At 64.2% G+C, this 16,607-nt stretch carries 16 protein-coding genes; 4 read left to right on the forward strand and 12 right to left on the reverse strand.

Features of this window, described 5'->3' with window-relative positions; all coding sequences use genetic code 11:
- From AC1AYN_RS06535 to AC1AYN_RS06545, 3 genes are all read right to left on the reverse strand, one after another.
- The gene (locus tag AC1AYN_RS06535; protein ID WP_476502770.1) at positions 1–1,815 is read right to left on the reverse strand and encodes an ABC transporter permease; all 1,815 of its coding nucleotides are present in this window, start codon (positions 1,813–1,815) and stop codon (positions 1–3) included.
- Between the two features lie 110 nt (positions 1,816–1,925).
- Positions 1,926–3,095 carry an ABC transporter substrate-binding protein gene (locus AC1AYN_RS06540; RefSeq protein WP_476502771.1) on the reverse strand — a complete coding sequence of 390 codons (1,170 nt, stop codon included), beginning with the start codon at positions 3,093–3,095 and terminating at the stop codon, positions 1,926–1,928.
- A gap of 81 nt (positions 3,096–3,176) precedes the next feature.
- Positions 3,177–4,226, reverse strand: coding sequence for a uroporphyrinogen decarboxylase family protein (locus AC1AYN_RS06545; RefSeq protein WP_476532641.1), 1,050 nt, complete (start codon positions 4,224–4,226; stop codon positions 3,177–3,179).
- A gap of 282 nt (positions 4,227–4,508) precedes the next feature.
- On the opposite strand from AC1AYN_RS06545, the gene AC1AYN_RS06550 reads away from it, so the two are divergent.
- On the forward strand, positions 4,509–5,312 hold the full coding sequence (locus AC1AYN_RS06550) for a pyrroline-5-carboxylate reductase family protein (RefSeq protein ID WP_476532642.1): 804 nt from the start codon (positions 4,509–4,511) through the stop codon (positions 5,310–5,312).
- A 48-nt stretch (positions 5,313–5,360) separates the two neighbouring features.
- Positions 5,361–6,128 carry a VOC family protein gene (locus tag AC1AYN_RS06555; RefSeq protein ID WP_476532643.1) on the forward strand — a complete coding sequence of 256 codons (768 nt, stop codon included), beginning with the start codon at positions 5,361–5,363 and terminating at the stop codon, positions 6,126–6,128.
- A gap of 113 nt (positions 6,129–6,241) precedes the next feature.
- On the opposite strand, the gene AC1AYN_RS06560 is transcribed toward AC1AYN_RS06555, so the two are convergent.
- The 5 genes from AC1AYN_RS06560 to AC1AYN_RS06580 all read right to left on the reverse strand — a co-directional run bounded on the left by AC1AYN_RS06560 (position 6,242) and on the right by AC1AYN_RS06580 (position 10,560).
- Positions 6,242–7,273 (reverse strand): uroporphyrinogen decarboxylase family protein, encoded by a 1,032-nt coding sequence (locus tag AC1AYN_RS06560; protein WP_476532644.1) that lies wholly within the window; start codon positions 7,271–7,273, stop codon positions 6,242–6,244.
- 105 nt (positions 7,274–7,378) lie between these two features.
- Positions 7,379–8,077: an amino acid ABC transporter permease gene (locus AC1AYN_RS06565; protein ID WP_476502776.1), complete on the reverse strand. Its 699-nt coding sequence runs from the start codon at positions 8,075–8,077 to the stop codon at positions 7,379–7,381.
- A 50-nt stretch (positions 8,078–8,127) separates the two neighbouring features.
- Positions 8,128–8,850, reverse strand: coding sequence for an amino acid ABC transporter permease (locus AC1AYN_RS06570; RefSeq protein ID WP_476532645.1), 723 nt, complete (start codon positions 8,848–8,850; stop codon positions 8,128–8,130).
- A 101-nt stretch (positions 8,851–8,951) separates the two neighbouring features.
- Entirely contained in the window at positions 8,952–9,800 is an 849-nt protein-coding gene (locus AC1AYN_RS06575; RefSeq protein ID WP_476532646.1) for a transporter substrate-binding domain-containing protein, read from the reverse strand.
- 67 nt (positions 9,801–9,867) lie between these two features.
- Entirely contained in the window at positions 9,868–10,560 is a 693-nt protein-coding gene (locus AC1AYN_RS06580; protein ID WP_476532647.1) for an amino acid ABC transporter ATP-binding protein, read from the reverse strand.
- Positions 10,561–10,914: 354 nt separating this feature from the next.
- Between AC1AYN_RS06580 and AC1AYN_RS06585 the strand changes: the two genes are divergently transcribed.
- The gene (locus AC1AYN_RS06585; RefSeq protein ID WP_476532648.1) at positions 10,915–11,124 is read left to right on the forward strand and encodes a hypothetical protein; all 210 of its coding nucleotides are present in this window, start codon (positions 10,915–10,917) and stop codon (positions 11,122–11,124) included.
- 109 nt (positions 11,125–11,233) lie between these two features.
- Here AC1AYN_RS06585 and AC1AYN_RS06590 read toward each other — a convergent pair whose 3' ends face one another.
- On the reverse strand, positions 11,234–11,992 hold the full coding sequence (locus tag AC1AYN_RS06590) for an SDR family NAD(P)-dependent oxidoreductase (RefSeq protein WP_476532649.1): 759 nt from the start codon (positions 11,990–11,992) through the stop codon (positions 11,234–11,236).
- A 628-nt stretch (positions 11,993–12,620) separates the two neighbouring features.
- Here AC1AYN_RS06590 and AC1AYN_RS06595 point away from each other — a divergent pair.
- Complete coding sequence (locus tag AC1AYN_RS06595) at positions 12,621–14,018, forward strand: ATP-binding protein (RefSeq protein WP_476532650.1); 1,398 nt, start codon at positions 12,621–12,623, stop codon at positions 14,016–14,018.
- Positions 14,019–14,273: 255 nt separating this feature from the next.
- Here the strand turns inward: AC1AYN_RS06595 and AC1AYN_RS06600 are convergent, their stop codons facing one another.
- From AC1AYN_RS06600 to AC1AYN_RS06610, 3 genes are read right to left on the reverse strand one after another with little or no spacing between them, the layout of a single operon-like run.
- Complete coding sequence (locus AC1AYN_RS06600; RefSeq protein WP_476532651.1) at positions 14,274–15,155, reverse strand: amino acid ABC transporter ATP-binding protein; 882 nt, start codon at positions 15,153–15,155, stop codon at positions 14,274–14,276.
- Positions 15,156–15,166: 11 nt separating this feature from the next.
- Complete coding sequence (locus AC1AYN_RS06605; protein WP_476532652.1) at positions 15,167–15,883, reverse strand: amino acid ABC transporter permease; 717 nt, start codon at positions 15,881–15,883, stop codon at positions 15,167–15,169.
- Entirely contained in the window at positions 15,880–16,578 is a 699-nt protein-coding gene (locus AC1AYN_RS06610) for an amino acid ABC transporter permease (RefSeq protein ID WP_476532653.1), read from the reverse strand. The genes AC1AYN_RS06605 and AC1AYN_RS06610 overlap by 4 nt, the downstream gene beginning before the upstream one ends.
- Positions 16,579–16,607 lie beyond the last annotated feature (29 nt).

Consider the following 16,607-nt stretch of genomic DNA (forward strand, 5'->3'; position numbering starts at 1 on the left):
TCAGGCTTTCCGGGCGAACAGGCCCTGCGGACGGAACAGGATGACGAGGACGAGCAGCACGCCGTACAGGAGGATGCGCGCGTCGGTGGCGAAGCGCAGCAGTTCGGGCGCGCCGATGAGGATGATCGAGCCGAGCACCGCGCCGACCGGCGAGTTCATGCCGCCGAGCACGATGATCGTGAGGATCAGGATCGACATGTTCGAGTTGAAGATCGTCGGATCGATGTACGTGTACTGGTGCGCGAGGAGCGATCCGGCGAGGCCGGCGAAGAACGTGGCGAGCGCGTAGGCGAGCGCCTTGTACGCGCCGGTGCGGATGCTCAGCGCCTCGGAGGCCTCACGGTCGGAGCCGACGGCCTCGAACACGCGGCCCAGGTGCGTGGCGCGCAGACGCGTGACGATGACGAGCGTGAGCAGCAGGACGATGACGTCGAGCAGGTACATCATCTGCTGCGTGTACAGGGTGAAGCCGAACACCTTGGGGAACGGGATGCCCTGGATGCCGAGCGAGCCCTTGGTGATCGGCTCGGCGAGGCGGATGATCGCGACCATGACCGCGCCCACGCCGATCGTGGCGATCGCGACGTAGTGGCCGGAGAGCTTCCACACGGGGAACGTGAGGATGCTGGCGGCGACGGCGGCGATCACGCCTGCGGCGAGCAGGGCGGCGAGGAACGGCCAGTGCGCTTCGGTGGTGAGCAGCGCGGAGGCGTAGGCGCCGACGGCGAACGGTCCGGCCATGCCGAGGATCGTCTGGCCGGCGGAGCCGGAGATCATGGTGAGGCCGACGGCGGCGATCGCGTAGATGGCGACCTGCGTGCCGATGCCGGCGAGATAGTCGGAGAAGAAGAACGGGGTGGCGAGCAGCACGACCGCGCCGATCAGGTTGCCCCACCAAGGCAGTTGGATGGGCCGGCCGCCGCCGAGGAACGTGCCGGTGAGCGGCTCGGACCTGACGTCGTTCTTCGGGCCGAGCAGGCCCTGCGGCTTGAGGATGAGGATGATGAGCAGCGCGCCGAAGGTGATGAGGTCGTGCGCACCATCGCCGAACAGGGAGATGCCGAACGCCTCGACCACGCCGAGCACGAGGCCGCCGACCACGGCGCCGGGGATCGAGCCGAGGCCGCCGATCGTGGCGGCGACGAACGCGGTCATGCCGATCGTGCCGCCGTTCATCGGGTTGATGTTCGCGTTGAACAGGCCGACGAAGATGCCGGAGACGCCGGCGAGCACGGAGCCGATCACGAAGGACAGGTTGCGGATCGCCTTGACGGGGATGCCCATCTGCAGGGCGGCCTCCGGGTCCTGCGAGGTGGAGCGGATCGCCTGGCCGGACTTGCCGTATTTGAGGAACGCCCACAGGCCGAGCATCGAGACGACGGCGAGGATGACCATCACCACGTCGGAGGTGCCGAAGCGCACGCCGGCGAACTGGAGGTTGTAGGTGGGCAGCAGCTTCGGGAACGGGCGGGTCTGCGGCCCGAAGATCATCTGCAGGCCGTTGTCGAGCACCTGGCCGACGCCGATCGTGGCGAGCAGCGCGGCGATCGGCTTGCGGCCTTCGAGCGGGGCGATGACGGCCACGTTCATGACGAGGCCGAGCAGTCCGGTGACGACGACCACGGCGACGAACGTGGGCACGATGCCCCAGCCGGCCGTGGTGCCGAGCCACCAGGCGACCATCATGCCGACCGCGACGATGGAGCCCTGCGCGAAGTTGGCCACGTTGGTCACGCCGAAGATCAGCGACATGCCGACGGCGACCAGCGCGTAGGCGCTGCCGTGGATCACGCCGGCGAAAAGCACATCAAACATTGTTGTCCTATCTCATCCTCGATCTACGATGGCCCTCCCGAGACCCGCCGGACCCCGGCCGCGCGCGGATGGCGCGGCCGGGGTGGCGGGATACGGGAAGGCCGCGGAGATCAGCCTTCGTACTGCTGGAACTTGCCGTCCTTCGCGATGAGCAGGATCGGCTCGATGTTGTCGGCGCGGCGGGTCTTCTGGTTGAACTTGAACGTGCCGCCGTTGCCCTGGTAGAGCGGGAAGTCGGTCACGGTCTGCAGCGCCTTCTGGATGCCCTCGCGGGTCGGCTCGGTCTTGTTGGCCGCGTAGGCGAGGTCGATGATCGCCTGGTAGGCGGTCACCTCGAAGTTGCCCGGGTTGTTGCCGTACTTGGCCTTGAAGTCCTTGACGAACTGCTGGGCCTTGGCGTCCTTGGTGCCGGTGGCGGAGAACGAGCCGGTGATGATCGAGCCTTCGGCGTTCTTGCCGGCGAGGTCGAGGAACTCCTTGGTCTCCTGACCGCCGTAGTACGGGCCGGTGTAGCCGAGCTTGTCGCGCAGCGTGTTGATGACGAGCGCGCCGTCCGGGCCGTAGCCGATGTCGACGACCGCGTCCGGCTTGGCGTCGCGCGCCGGGATCAGGATCGGCGAGAGGTCGGTGGAGTCGGGCAGGTAGCTGGACTCGTACACGATCTGCGTGCCGTTCTTCTCGGCCTCCTGCTTGAAGTACTGGTAGGCCTGCTTGCCCCAGTCGTTCTCGATGTAGACGACGGAGATCTTCTTCGCCTTCTTGGCGACGATGTCCGCGTTGGCCTTCTGGTACTTGTCCTGGCCGATCTGCGGCGTCCACACGTGGTCGCCGGTGTCGGTGAAGGTCGGGGCCGAGTTGTTGAAGCCGTAGTGGACGAGGCCGGCCTGCTGGAAGGTCGGCGAGGCGGCGGCGGAGGCCGGGGACGCGTAGTCGCCGACCACGGCGATGATCGACTTGTCGGCCACGAGCTTCGGCGCGACGGCCGCATCCTGCTTGGCGTCGGACTGGGTGTCGAAGTACTTGAGGCCGAGCTTCTTGCCCTTGACGCCGCCGTCCTTGTTCACCTTGGCGACGGCCAGGTCGAAGCCCTGCTGGAACAGCTTGCCGTATTCGGCGTACTGGCCGGTCTTCGGGTAGATGACGCCGATGTTCACGGTGTCCGAGCCGGAGCCCGAACCGGAGCTGGCGGAATCGCCCTGCAGGCCGCAGGCGGACACGCCCAGCAGCGTGCCGGCGGCCACGAGGCCGGCGACGGCCTTGCGGATCAGTGATGTCTTCATGGTGTTGTCCTCTCTCCTAAAAAACCATGCGTTCGGATTGGAAGTCTCGATCGGAAGTCTTGTTCGGAAACCCGCGGCGATTCAGCGGGTCGCGCGGGCGTCGGCGAGCGCCTGCAGCGCCTCGTCGGAGGCGGGCGTCGGCACCGTGCAGCTGGGGGCGAGCAGGAACGGCCTGCCCTCGCGCAGGGCGATGCTCTCCTTGAGCTCGCGGCGCAGCTGGTCGACGTCGCCGCCGGGGGCGAACAACTCGTAGTTGGCGCCGGCGACCGGCACGGCGGTCAGGTCGGCGTCCGCCTTCGGGTTGCCGGGCAGGTACTGGTCCCAGTGCAGCGCGTCCACGCCGTGCACGTCGAACCAGTTCGGGTGCGAGTGCGCGCGGCAGGTGTGCAGCAGCACGACGGCGTCCGGGTTGGCGCGCTTGACCGCGTCGATGACGATGCGGTCGTAGGGTTCGGAGAACTCCTGGTAGCGGGCCGCGTCGAAGTAGTCCTCGCTCACCGTGCCGGTGACCGCGTAGAAGACGCCGTCGAGGCCGGCGCCGCCTTCGGAGACGGGCTTGACGAGGGCGCGCGCGTAGGAGGCGAGCGTGTGGGCGATGTTGGCGAGCGCGAGCTTGGCGACCTCCGGCTGGTCGTCGATCAGTTCCTTGACGGTAAGCGTGCCGGTCGCGTAGTCGTCGCCCGGGTACAGCGGCAGGTCGGCGATCTGCAGAAGCACGCTCAGCGGCGAGAAGATGGTCTGGAGCACGGCGCGGTCCTGGAGGCCCTTGCGGATGAGCGCGGCGGCGGCGATCGCCTCGGCGAAGTACTCGTTCTCGGCGGCGGCGAACTCCTTGATCTTCCTCACGTCGTCGGGCGTCTCGATGGCGGAGGAGACACGCTTGGGCAGCACGAATCCGGCGTAGTCGTCCTTGTCGTAACGGGAGCCCCAGGCCTCCGCGTAGTAGACGGCGCGCGGGTTGATCTTCACCCAGTCCCAGTCCCAGCGCTTGACGAAGTCGATGTAGGCGGCGGCGAACCCCTCGGCGCCGTATTCGTGGCCGACGAGATGCTGCCATGCGCCGACGAGGTACGGCACATCGGTCGGCTTGTGGTTGATGATGTCATGGAAGACGCTGCGACGATCCGTCATGGTCCCCTCCCTGTCTCGAATGGTGTGGATGGTATTCCCCGATGCCAACCATCGAAACCGATGCGCGGCGGCGCTGTCAAACGGAAACCCACCTTTGCATTACTCGCTTTTCTTATAGCGTCTTATCCGCGCCCGGCGGCTGCTGGGATTTGCAATTCCCTATCGATAACACCTATAGGCGTTTGGCGGTCGAACGGCTGCGGCGCGCGGAATCATCCGGTATGACGGGATGTGTATATCGAAAACCGCGAACGACCACGAGCCCACGGAAGGGGAATCATCATGGGAGCGAACCTGTATTTCATCGGCGGCGGCAACATGCCGACCGCCATCATCGAGGCGGTGAGGCGCAAGGAGGCGACCTACCCGGTGGACCACATCCGGGTGGAGGAGATCTCCGAGGCGCGCGCCGCGTTCCTGAAGGACACGTACGGCGTGGAGCCCGCCAAGCCGACGGACACGCCCGACGCGGACATCGTCGTGATCGCCGTGCGTCCGCAGGACGACGTGGCCGGCGTCGCCGCATCGGTGGCGAAGCGCTTCGACCCGGCGAAAACCACCGTGGTCTCGATCGTCGCCGGGTACACGATCGAGAAGCTCGAGCAGAGCCTCGGCGAGGGCTGGCGCGTCGTGCGCATCATCCCGAATACGCTCACCACCGTCGACTACGGCTACAGCGGCGCCGCGCTCAACGCGAACGCGCGCAAGGAGGACGTGGACGCGTTCCTCAACACGTTCGGCAAGGTGCTGTACGTGGAGGAGCGTCTGATCGACATCATCACCGGCTTCTACCCGCCGAACATCGTCTACCACTTCATCGACGCCTACGTGGACGCGGGCGTACTCGCCGGCCTGCCGCGCGACGTGGCGAAGGCGATCGCGCTCGACACAATCATCGGCGGCACCGAGTTCCTCAAGCAGAAGGACGTGCTGCCGCAGGTGCTGCTCAACATCAACAATTCGCCGGGCGGCGTCGGCATCACCGAGGCGTACACGCTCAACAAGACGGGCTTCGCGGCCTCCGTGCAGACGGCCGTGCTCGCCGCCGTGGAGCGCACCACGTCGCTGGGCGCGAACGCGAAGTGACGCAAGAGGACGGACAACAAGGACAGGGACAGGAGACCTAGCAGACACATGGCACAGCAATTCACTTGGGACCACACGGTCGAATTCGTCAACGACCTGAAGGAGGCGGAGCAGCGTTTCGCGAAGGCGGGGCTCACCGCGCGCTACGGCGGCAAGCACGTCGGGCACGGCACCGAGAACTCGCTCGCCTACTTCACCGACAACTACCTCGAGTTCCTCACGCTCTACAGCCGCGACGAGGCGCTGGCGGAGACGCCGGACCGCGGCCTAATCTTCCACGAGGCGGGCGAGCTGCTGCCCGATTTCGTCGGCTTCTACCGCCCGGCGCTGCACGTGCACGGCATCGAGGCGGCGGCCGAGCGTCTGCGCGCCAAGGGCCTCGATCTGGGCGAGATCGTGCCGGGCAACCGCACCACCGCCGAAGGCGAGGAGATCCGCTGGCAGCTGCTGTGGATCAAGGGCGACGACCAGGGTCTGCGCTACCCGTTCGTCATCGATTGGGGCGCGAGCGAGGCCGAACAGCTGGAACGCTACGAAAAGAGCGGGCTGCTGCACCAGCACGCGATCGGCGAGGTGAACACGCGCCGCGCGCTGTTCGAGGTGCCCGATCCGGAGGCAGTGGCCGCCCACTGGTCGGACGTGTTCGACCTGGAACGCACGGACGGCGACGGCTATATCGACCTCAACGTGGGCGAGGGCCGCGTGTGGCGGTTCGTGCGCGGCGGACGCAACGCCATCACCGAACTCCAGTACGAGGCGCCGGCCGGCAAGTCCTTCGACGTGACGATCGGCAAGGCGCGCTACCGCAGCCTGTAGCCGGAACGTCGCCGTCTTCCGTCACGTTGCGGAAGACGGCGACGACGCGACGAAAACGAAACGACGAACGCCTCCCGTACCACACGGTACGGGAGGCGTTCTCGTGTCTGGGCTCACGCCTCGCGCAGCACGCGCAGGTGGGCGTCGTCCGGCTTCGGCGGGACGGTGCAGCTCGGGGCGAGCAGGAACGGCTTGCCCTCGCGCGCCTTCACCGTGTCCGCGACCTGGCGCTTCAGCTCGTCGATGTCGGTGCCTTCGCCGATGAGCACGGCGTCGGGGCCGCTGACCGGTACGGCGTTGAAGTCGTCGCTGATCGGCGGATTGCCGGGCACGTACGGGTCCCACTGGAGGAAGTCGATCGGATAGTCGGCGAACCAGTCGGGGTTCGCATGGTCGCGGCAGGTGTGCAGCAGCTTCACGCCGTCGCCGACCGCGGCCAGGATGCGCTCGTCGTAGGGGCGGGCGAGCTCCTCGAACTGCTCGTGCGTGAAGTAGCCGCGGCTGGCCATGCCGGTCTCCGCGTAGAAGATGCCGTCGAGGCCGGCACCGCCCTGTTCGACCGGCGCGAGCACGGTCTTCACGTAGGCGATGAGCGTCTCGGTGATCGCGTCGAGCGCCTTGACGGTGGCCTCCTTGTCGGTGAACAGGAGCGTGTCCTTGTCGAGCTTCGGGGCGGCGCCGTAGAGCGGCTTGCCGTTGATGCGCGGCAGACCGGCGACGAACAGGAGCACGGTGAGCGGCGAGAACACGGTCTCGAGGATCGCGCGGTCGCCGAGCTCCCTGCGGATAATTCGCGCGGAGGCGATCTGGTCGGCGAACGGCTTGCTCGCGGTCGGGTCGACGGGCGCGATCTTCGCCAGGTCCTCCGGAGCGTTCACCGGGTAGTCGAGCAGGCGCGGGGAGCGGCCGGTGCCGTAGTCGTCCGGGTCGAAGTGCGCGCCGAACGCTTCCGCGTAGTAGGCGGAGCGCGGGTTGATCTTCACGTAGTCCCAGTCCCATTTGCGCACGAAGTCGATGTGCGCCTGCGCCTGCCGCTCCACGTCGTATTCGTCGCCGACGAAATGCTGCCATGCGCTGGTCAGGTACGGCGTGCTGCCCTCCCCCTTGGCGAGGTCGTGGAATTCCTGTCTGCGGTCGCGGGTCATGATGGTGCCTTTCGTTTGCCGCGTGGGTGGCGTCGTCGTCATGCGGCGGTGGCGGCGACGGTGTTGTTCGATGGGTAAGGATGGATGGCGGACGCGCGGGTCACGTCACAGGCGCACGCCGGTGAGCGAGGCGTCGCGGCGGCGCAGGTAGAGGTTCATGAGGACGAACAGCACGCCGCACAACGCCCAGTAGACGAGCGCGGCCGCCGTGTACGAGGTCATGTAGTCGCCGTTGAGGCCGGCGATGAGCTTCGCCTGCGCGAAGATGTCGATCACGGCGATCGTGAAGCCCATCGACAGCGCCTTGATGATGTTCATGAACATGTTGAACAGGTTCGGCAACGCGTAGACGACGGCCTGCGGGACGATCACGTGGATCGCCTTCTGCCAGCGCGTGTAGCCGAGCGAATCGGCGAGCTCCAGCTGGTTCGGGTCGATGGAGGCGAGCGAGGCCTGCACGGTCTCCTGCAGGTAGGCGATGTAGACGAGCACGAACGTGAAGATGAGCACGACGGTCGCGTTCACCGAGTTCTTGCTCACGTGGATGCCCACCGTGCCGAGCATCGCCGACGACCATTGCGGCAGCGCGTAGTACCAGAACAGCAGCTGCACGAGGATCGGCGTGCCGCGGAAGAACGACGTGTACAGGCGCAGCAGCTGCGAGAGCACGGGCACGCGGGCGCGGAAGGCGAGCGCGACCGGAATCGCGAACAACAGGCCGAGCGCGAGGATGACGATCGCGTGCAGCAGCACGGACGGCACGATGACGGCGATTTTGATGAGATAGTCCAGTAATGCCGGCATGGGTGGTTTCCTTCGTTCTTCCTTCGTTTGCGGGCTTCCGGTCGCGTCCGTCAGGCCGCGTCCGCGGCGAGACGGGCGCGCGAGGCCTCGTCGACCACGCGGTAGTAGCGGTTAGAGCGTTTCGCGAGATGGACGACGGCTTCGATGACGAGCGCCGCCACCCAGTAGATGAGCGCGACGGCGAGATACACCTCGGACTGTTTGACGCCGTAGTTGTTCGCCACCTTGATCGAGGCGAGGCCCATCATGTCGACCACGCCGATCGTGAACAGCAGCGACGTGTCCTTGAGCAGGTCGACGGCCGCGTTGCCCAGGTCCGGGATCGCGATGCCGACGATCTGCGGCAGCAGCGTGTGCCGCCACAGCTGGCCCTTGGTGTAGCCGAGCGAGTCGGCGAGTTCGAACTGGTCGGGTGTGACGCTCAGGTACGCGCCGCGCAGGATCTCGCTCAGCCAGCCCGCGTTGAAGAAGACGAGCGTGACGCATGCGAACGTCGTCTTGCTCAGCGACGTGATGTCGATGCCGAAGTTGCCGAGCAGCTGCGGCAGGCCGAAGTAGATGAGGAACAGCAGCAGCACGATCGGCTCGCACCGCACGAACGACACGTACACGTCGAGGATCGCGGACAGGACCGGGATCCGGTCGACGCGGGCTCGCAATATCAGGAACGCGAGCGCGAACGCGACGGCGTAGCAGCCGGCGACGATGGCCAGCGTGTACGGCAGTTTCACGAGAAACGCCGGCAGCAGGGTGAGTACGTATGCGAAATCCACGGGATGCGGGTCCTTTGTCGATGATCGTCGATGATGGTGCGGTGCGGGGTCATGGCGGCGACGCCGGCGACGTCATGGCGATGCCGGCGGCGTCGGCGACGTCACTGCTGGGTGTCGTACTTGAAGACGTCCTCGCCGTAGTCCTTGATGGACAGCTGCTTCAGCGTGCCGGCCTTCTTGAGCTTGGTGATGGACTTGTTGAGCGCCTTGAAGAACTCGGGCTGCTTCTTGGAGACCAGGAAGTACTGCTGGTCGACCTCCACCGGCTCGGTGGCGCGGAAGTCGACGCCGAGGCTCTTCTTGATGGCGTTCACGTCGAAGCTCTGCTCCGGTTCGATCACCGCGTCGTACTTCTTGTCGACGAGACCCTGGAAGTTCTGGGCCATCGTCACGTTGTCCTGGTGGGTGACGGTGATGGCCTTGTCCGGATTGGCCGCGTTGTACTTGGTGACGAGCTTGTTGACGCCGCCGTCCGGGGAGATCGGGGCGACCTTCTTGCCGTGCAGGTCGTCGAGGGACTTGATGTCCTTCTCCCCCGGCAGCGTGTAGATCTTCATCAGCGAGATGCCGGTCGTCTCGTCCGGGATCAGGTACTTCTTGACGCGTTCGTCGGTCTTGAAGTAGCCGCCGGTGATGAGCGCGTACTTGCCGGAGTCGATGCCGACAGTCTCGGCGTCGTCGGCGACGGCCTCGTAGGTGAACTTGTAATCCTTGAGGTCCTCGTCGATGGCCTTGAGCACGTCCACCTCGTAGCCGGCGAGCTGGCCGTTGTCGTCGGTGTAGCTCAGCGGCTTCGAGTTCGCGGCGACTGCGATGCTGATGGTCTTCGCGTTCGCGTCGTTCGAGCCGGAGTTCGACGCGGTGCCGGACCCGCATGCGGCGAGCGAGGCGAGGGCCGCGGCGGCGCAGGCGAGCGCGATGGTTTTGCGGATGATGGTGGTCTTGGGCATGGTGATTCCCCTTCTTCTTGACGTCTTGTCGATATGCGATATGCGATATCGCGGATTGCGCGGCGCCTCAGCGGCCGGCGATGAACTCGTCGACGCCGCTCAGCGGGCGCAGCGTGCCGTTGAGCTCGTACACGTCCGCGTCGAGACGCCGGGCGAAGTCGATGTCGTGCGTGACCACGACGTTCGCGATGCCCTTGCCCTCCAGATCGCGGATCGTCTGGCAGACCTCGCCGACCAGCGCATGGTCGAGCGCCGAGGTCGGCTCGTCGAACAGCACGGCCTTCGGCTTGGCGGCGAGGGCGCGCGCGATGGACACGCGCTGCTTCTCGCCGCCGGACAGTTCGCGTGGCATGGCGTCGAACTTCGACCCCAGACGCAGCTGCTCGAGATTGGTCTTCGCCAGCCGTTCCGCCTCCTCGCGCTTGAGCCCGTGCACGAGCCGCAACGGCTCGACGATGTTCTCCAGTACCGTGCGGTGGTTGAACAGCGGGTAGGTCTGGAAGACGGTGGCGATGGTGCGGCGCAGCCACGCCACGTCGGCCGGTTTCGCCTCGCCGGCGGCGACCGTGCGGTCGTCCAGCGTGACGCTGCCCTGGGCCGGGGGCTTGAGGAACGTGATGTTCTTCAGCAGCGTCGACTTGCCCACGCCGGACGGGCCGAGGATCACGGCGGTACGCCCCGCCTCGACCGTCAGATTGACGCCGTCCAGGATGGTGCGCCCCTTGACGCGGTAGCCAATCCCCTTGAGCCGCAAAGTCATGTTCCGATTCCCCCGAATCATGCGATGATGCCGCGGACCATGGCGGACGACGTTCCCGTCATCCGCCATCCCCCACGATGTTCCCCAACCTGCCCGCGACGAATCGCGGACGACAGCGAATATACGGCACGACGAACGCGGAAATGCGCCGTCACGTATAACCGTTGCCTATACGCGACTATCAGACCCGCGCGCCGCAACGGCGCAGGGCGTGCGCGGCAGAGTCATAGATTCGATGGATGACCGTCCATAGCGAAACCGGCTAACGGCGCCGGAATGGCCCGGCCGCGGGCCGGATACGCTGGTTTTCAAACGTGACGCGCGGGGGCGCGCACATTCGGCAACGGGGGAACGATGGCGACGCAACGCAATAGGGAATCACACGATCCGACGAAATCATCCGGACTGACGATGCTGCTGCGGCTGCTGGGACTGGACCGACGCCCCGATACGCCGAAGACGGGCGCGCCGCAGGCCACGCCCGTCTTCGTCCCCGTCGGCCAATGCGCCGCCGCCCAACCGCTCATCATCCGCTTCCCCGCGCCCTACGCCGGCCGCGGGTGATGATACGAAAATGCCACCCTAGTGTGCTTCAGTGAGAGGCAGTGGTGGCTTTTAACACCACTAATTATAGTGACGATAACGCCTTTCACAAAGGTGCAAGACACCCTCGTCACTTCACTTTGATGGAGAGCTCCTGGCGGGGGCGGACGTCGACGTTGGTGATCTGCACGTCCGGGGTGGCATCGGCGACCCATGCGATTGCGTTCGCGACGCTCGCCGGATCGATGACGTCCTCGTGACGGAACGCGCCCCAGCTGTCGTCCTCGCGCAGCATCCTCGTATCCATCGGACCGGGCGCGACCGTGCTCACGCGCACGCCGTTCGCCGACTCCTCCAGACGCAACGTGTCCGCGTAACCGCGCAGCGCGTGCTTGCTTGCGGCGTAGACGGCGTGGTTCGGCACGCCGCGCGTCCCGGCACCGGAGTTCACGAACACGACGGTGCCACGCGCCGCGCGGATCGGCGCGATCAATCCCGAGGTGAGCGTCGCCGGCGCGATCACGTTGACGGCGAACGTCGATTCCCACAGGTCGAGGCCGGCGTCCACCGCTTTGCCGGTGGGACCGGCCGCGGCGACGTGCGCCAGCAGGTCGAGACGGTCGAGCCGTGCGGCGGTCCGCTCCGCCCACCGCCGCACCTGCTCGCCGTCCGACAAGTCGAGTCGTTCGGCTTCGACGCCGTCGATCGCGTCGAGTTCGGACAACGCGGCCTGCGAGCGCACCGGCGCGATCACGCGCCAGCCGTGAGCGGCCAGCAACCGCGCCAATGCGCCGCCCACGCCACCGCTCGCCCCGGTGACGACCGCCGTGCGCGGATTCGTTGCGTTTGGTGTATTCGGCGTATTTGGTGTATTCGATGTATCGGCCATGGTCATTCCCCTTCATGCGTATCGCCGCGATCGCATGCCACGACGATTCGAGTCCTTCGCGACCGCCACCTGCGGCGGCACTGCACGCATGCTATCAGGCATCCGGCTCACGACCCGTCGCGCCGGTATCGCGATTGGCGGAACGCGTCTATAGGAACCGGTTATGGGCGATGGGCCGGGGATGTGGGGAAGACACCGGAATCTGCGGCCATACCGTTGATTTCGTGTAGAAATCGGCAACTCCATACTGTTGATTTCGTGTAGAATCCGGTAGTTTCATACTGTTGATTTCGTGTAGAAGCAGGCGATTCCACACCATTGATTTCGTGTATCTTGTGGCGGAACATACCGAAACGCCAGTGAAATCCACCAAACGGTATGGCACGTCGTCACTCGACAAGTTCCGCGCATTGTACGGCAACCGGCTCGGCAAGGAGTACGTACTGCATCCCCGGCAGATGGAAGTCGAGGGGGAACGCGTGAGACTGCCCTTGTACATGGCGCACTGTCTGTAGCGGCCATCAGGCGGGGTCGAGAGGTTCATCATCGGTGATTCCGCAGTGCGATATACTAGTATATCGCAATATACTATATTGCGATATACCTAATTGAGAAAGGGCACGGAGTCATGTTCGTAGGGCGAAGCGAGGAACAGCGTCAACTCGAGCAGGCATACGATTCAGGACGGTTCGAATGCATCGTCGTATACGGCCGTCGCCGAATCGGCAAAACCACGCTCATCAACCGATTCCTCGAAGACAAGCCCAGCATCTTCTACTCGGCGATCGAGTCCACCATGCAGGGAAACCTCATCGCGCTCAGCAATGCCATCGGCGCCTACCGCAACGGCGGCGGACTGGAGACGAACGCTCCAATCTACCGTGACTTCCAAAGCGCGGTGGACGCCGTTTTCGACATGGCGAAGAGCCAACGCCTGGTGTGGGTGATCGACGAGTACCCATTCCTCGCACAGGCCGATCGGTCGGTGTCGTCGATACTGCAGCATGCCATCGACCGCCATAAGGACGACAGCCACCTGATGCTCATCCTTTGCGGGTCGAGCATGTCCTTCATGGAACGACAGGTACTCGACTACAAAAGCCCCCTATATGGCCGGAGGACCGGATCCATCAGACTCAACCCGTTCACCTTCGAAGAGACACGCGAATACACGCACGAGCTGACGAAGGAGCACTCGGCCATCGCCTACGGGCTGACCGGAGGCGTGGCCCAATACCTCGAATGGCTCGACCCCGCCGACGACATCCGCGCCACGATCAGGGACAGGATGCTCTCCCCCTCATGCAACCTGTTCGACGAGCCCTACATGCTCCTGCAGCAGGAGGTACGCAAGCCGGCCGAATACAATGCGATGATCGGCAACATCGCGACCGGCTCATCACGGATGAGCGAAATCGCTTCGGCCAGCCACATGCCGACAGGACAGGCACAGGCATATCTGACCAACATGATCGATCTCGGCATCCTCGACAAGGAAACGCCGTTCGGCGCGAAGAGCCACCGGAAGACCATCTATCGGATCAAGGACTCGTTCTTCCGCTTCTGGTACCGGTATGTTCCGCGTAGCATGTCCGCGCTGCAGGCCCGCAGACTCGACCTCGTGGCCGACATGGTCATGGACGATCTGCCACGATTCATGGGACAGGTATTCGAGGACATGAGCCTGCAATGGCTGTGGGGACGCGGATACGACCAGCTGCCGTTCCCGGTGCTGCAGGCCGGACGCTGGTGGGGCTCGGACCCGAAGACCCGGCAGCAGGAGGAAATCGACATCATCGCCACCGGAAACGATCCTTCACAGGCGATCTTCTGCGAATGCGAATGGCGCAACAATCCCATGGGCGAGGCCGAATACCACACACTCCGGCGTCGCGGCCTGCTGCTGCCGTACCCCGACAAGCACTACATCCTGTTCTCGAAAAGCGGCTTCACCGACGACCTCAAACATCTGGCCGACAAGGACGGGGCGCTGCAACTGGTTCCGTTCGAGGACATGGCCGAATGATCGGTGCAGGTGCGGGTCGGCAGCAATGCCGGCACCGGCAGCCGCATCGCCCTCGCGGTTGGTCTGCAGCGGTCTGCAGCGGTTCGTTCCCAGGGGCATACGGTTCGCTCCCGATTGCATACGGTTCGCTCCGGGGTTTGCCACGCGAAAACGTGGCTGACCCCGGAGCGAAGCGTGACTGGCGAGGAGCGAGGCGTGACGAATATGGAGGGAACCCTCACTGGTCTATCGCACGTCCACCGAATGGGAGAAGAATCAGCAGGTACAAACCAAAGCGGGCAGCGGCTGCACCAAACGGGGAATCCCCTCAAGGGGCCCGCGACGAACCGTGGCGGCCGGCACTGCGACGGGATCAGCAGCGGGAACTGCAACAGGCGCAGCATCCGTTGTCCCAACTTCCGCGCCCGGATTAATCTGCCGAAGGAACTCACGAGTTCTGGCCTCGCGCGCATGCTCGAAAATCCGTTCGGGAGTCCCCTCCTCCACGACGACGCCATGCTCCATGAACACGACCTTGCTGGCGACATCACGCGCGAAACGCATCTCATGAGTCACGACGATCATCGTGGTTCCGGATTCTGCGAGTTCCTTCATTACGGAGAGCACCTCACCGATGAGCTCCGGGTCCAAGGCCGATGTGGGCTCGTCAAACAGAATCACATCCGGGTTGACCACGATGGCGCGTGCGATACTGACACGCTGTTGCTGGCCGCCGGACAATTGGGAGGGATAGTAATCCAGCCTGTCGGCCATCCCCACCTTCGTCAAAGCCTCCTTGGCCCGACGTTCCGCCTCCGCCTTAGGAACCTTGCGAGCCGTGACGAGCGGTTCCATGACGTTCCTCAACGCGGTCATGTTGTTAAACAGATTGTAGTGCTGGAAGACGAACGCCGTATGCAGCCTGACATCACGGACATCTTTGCGGCTAGCTTTGTGCAGGTCATATGCACGGTCGCCAAGCTGCAACGTGCCGCGGTCGGCACGCTCGAGGAAGTTCAGAGAGCGCAGGAACGTGGTCTTACCCGAGCCCGAAGGACCGAGGATCGCCACCACATCGCCTTTGTCCAACGATAGGCTGACATCCTTCAACACCGATAATGGGCCGAACGACTTCTCCACATGGCTGATGGTAATCATTTGCAGGCCTCCTATGCGACGATCGCGAACTTGAAACGACTGGTCTCGTATGCCAACTTGTTCATCCCCTGTTCCAGCACGAAGCACAGCACCCAGTACACGAGTGCCGCCGCGATGTACCCTTCCAACAGGTCGTACCGTTCATCTGCGGCACGTATCGAGGCGCTCAACACTTCGGAAACTCCGACGAGCGAGCACAATGCGGATGCCTTCACCATCGACACCAGATTATTGGTGAGAATCGGGATGGCCTCAGGAATCGTCTGCGGAATGATGATTCTACGCATAATCTGCCCACGGGTGAGACCGGCAGCGTATCCGGCTTCACTCTGATCCGATGACACCGTAAGCATGGCGCCCCTGATCGATTCGGAGACAGTGGGCACCGCGGCGAAACTCAGTACGATGACGCCCAGAACGATTCCATTGATGCCGTCCTGCCCTGCCTTAAGCCCAAAAGCAGCGGCGATTTGCCGGTAATACAGCGTGGAAATCAAGCTTGCGGCGACCAGCAGCAAATAGGTAGGAATACCCTTGAGCACCGTGACCACCACTGCGAACAGTTGGGAGAGCACCGGTACCTTCCAGATACGGGCTATCGCGACGAGCGTCCCCAACATCAACGCAATGGCAAACGGAGCGAGGGAGAGGATGAGCGTCTGCGGAATGAACTGCACGGCGGCGGCGATGCTGGACCATATCTGTCCCCAATTGAACGGGCGAATCATGCCTGAGCCTTCCTTCCGAAGCTGAAGCGCCTGTCGATGAAGCGGAAGAACCACTCCAGCAGCACGCTGACCGTGACGAAGATAATGGCCGCTGCCGCATACGGTTCGAGACTGTGCGACGTGGCGTTGCCAATAGCGATCGCACGGCCCAAAACATCCATAACTCCGAGAGCTGAAGCGAGAACAGTGGTCTGGAACAGACCGACGGTCATGATGCCCAATCCGGGGATAACGGCGCGAATCGCCTGCGGAATGACGACTCTGCGGAACGTCTGCCACCATGTCAATCCAGCTGCATACCCAGCCTCGAACTGACCGACCGGCACCGCTTCGAACGCACCGCGGAACAGCTCTGCCATGAATCCTGCCTGGTTGAGTCCGAGACCAAGCACAGCGAAGTAGAACGCGGGAACGTCGTCGATATTCACGCCGGTAAGCGCCGAGACCAGCAGAGGAGTGCCGTAATAGACGATGAACAGCTGGACGATTTCAGGCGTGCCTCGAATGAACGAGATGAATACGATGGCAATCTGGTTGAGCACCGGCACACGGAACATGCGCACATATGCCAAAGCCAGTCCCAACAGAATGCCGATGGCGAGCGCATATCCCACCATCATGAGCGTGTCGGGAAGATACTCCAACACTTTGGGGAAGGCCGCAACCAACCTATCCCATGAAAAGTACTCACCCATCCGAGGCGCTCCAATCCGATACGCTATCC

The sequence above is a fragment of the Bifidobacterium sp. LH_413 genome, assembly GCF_056357015.1.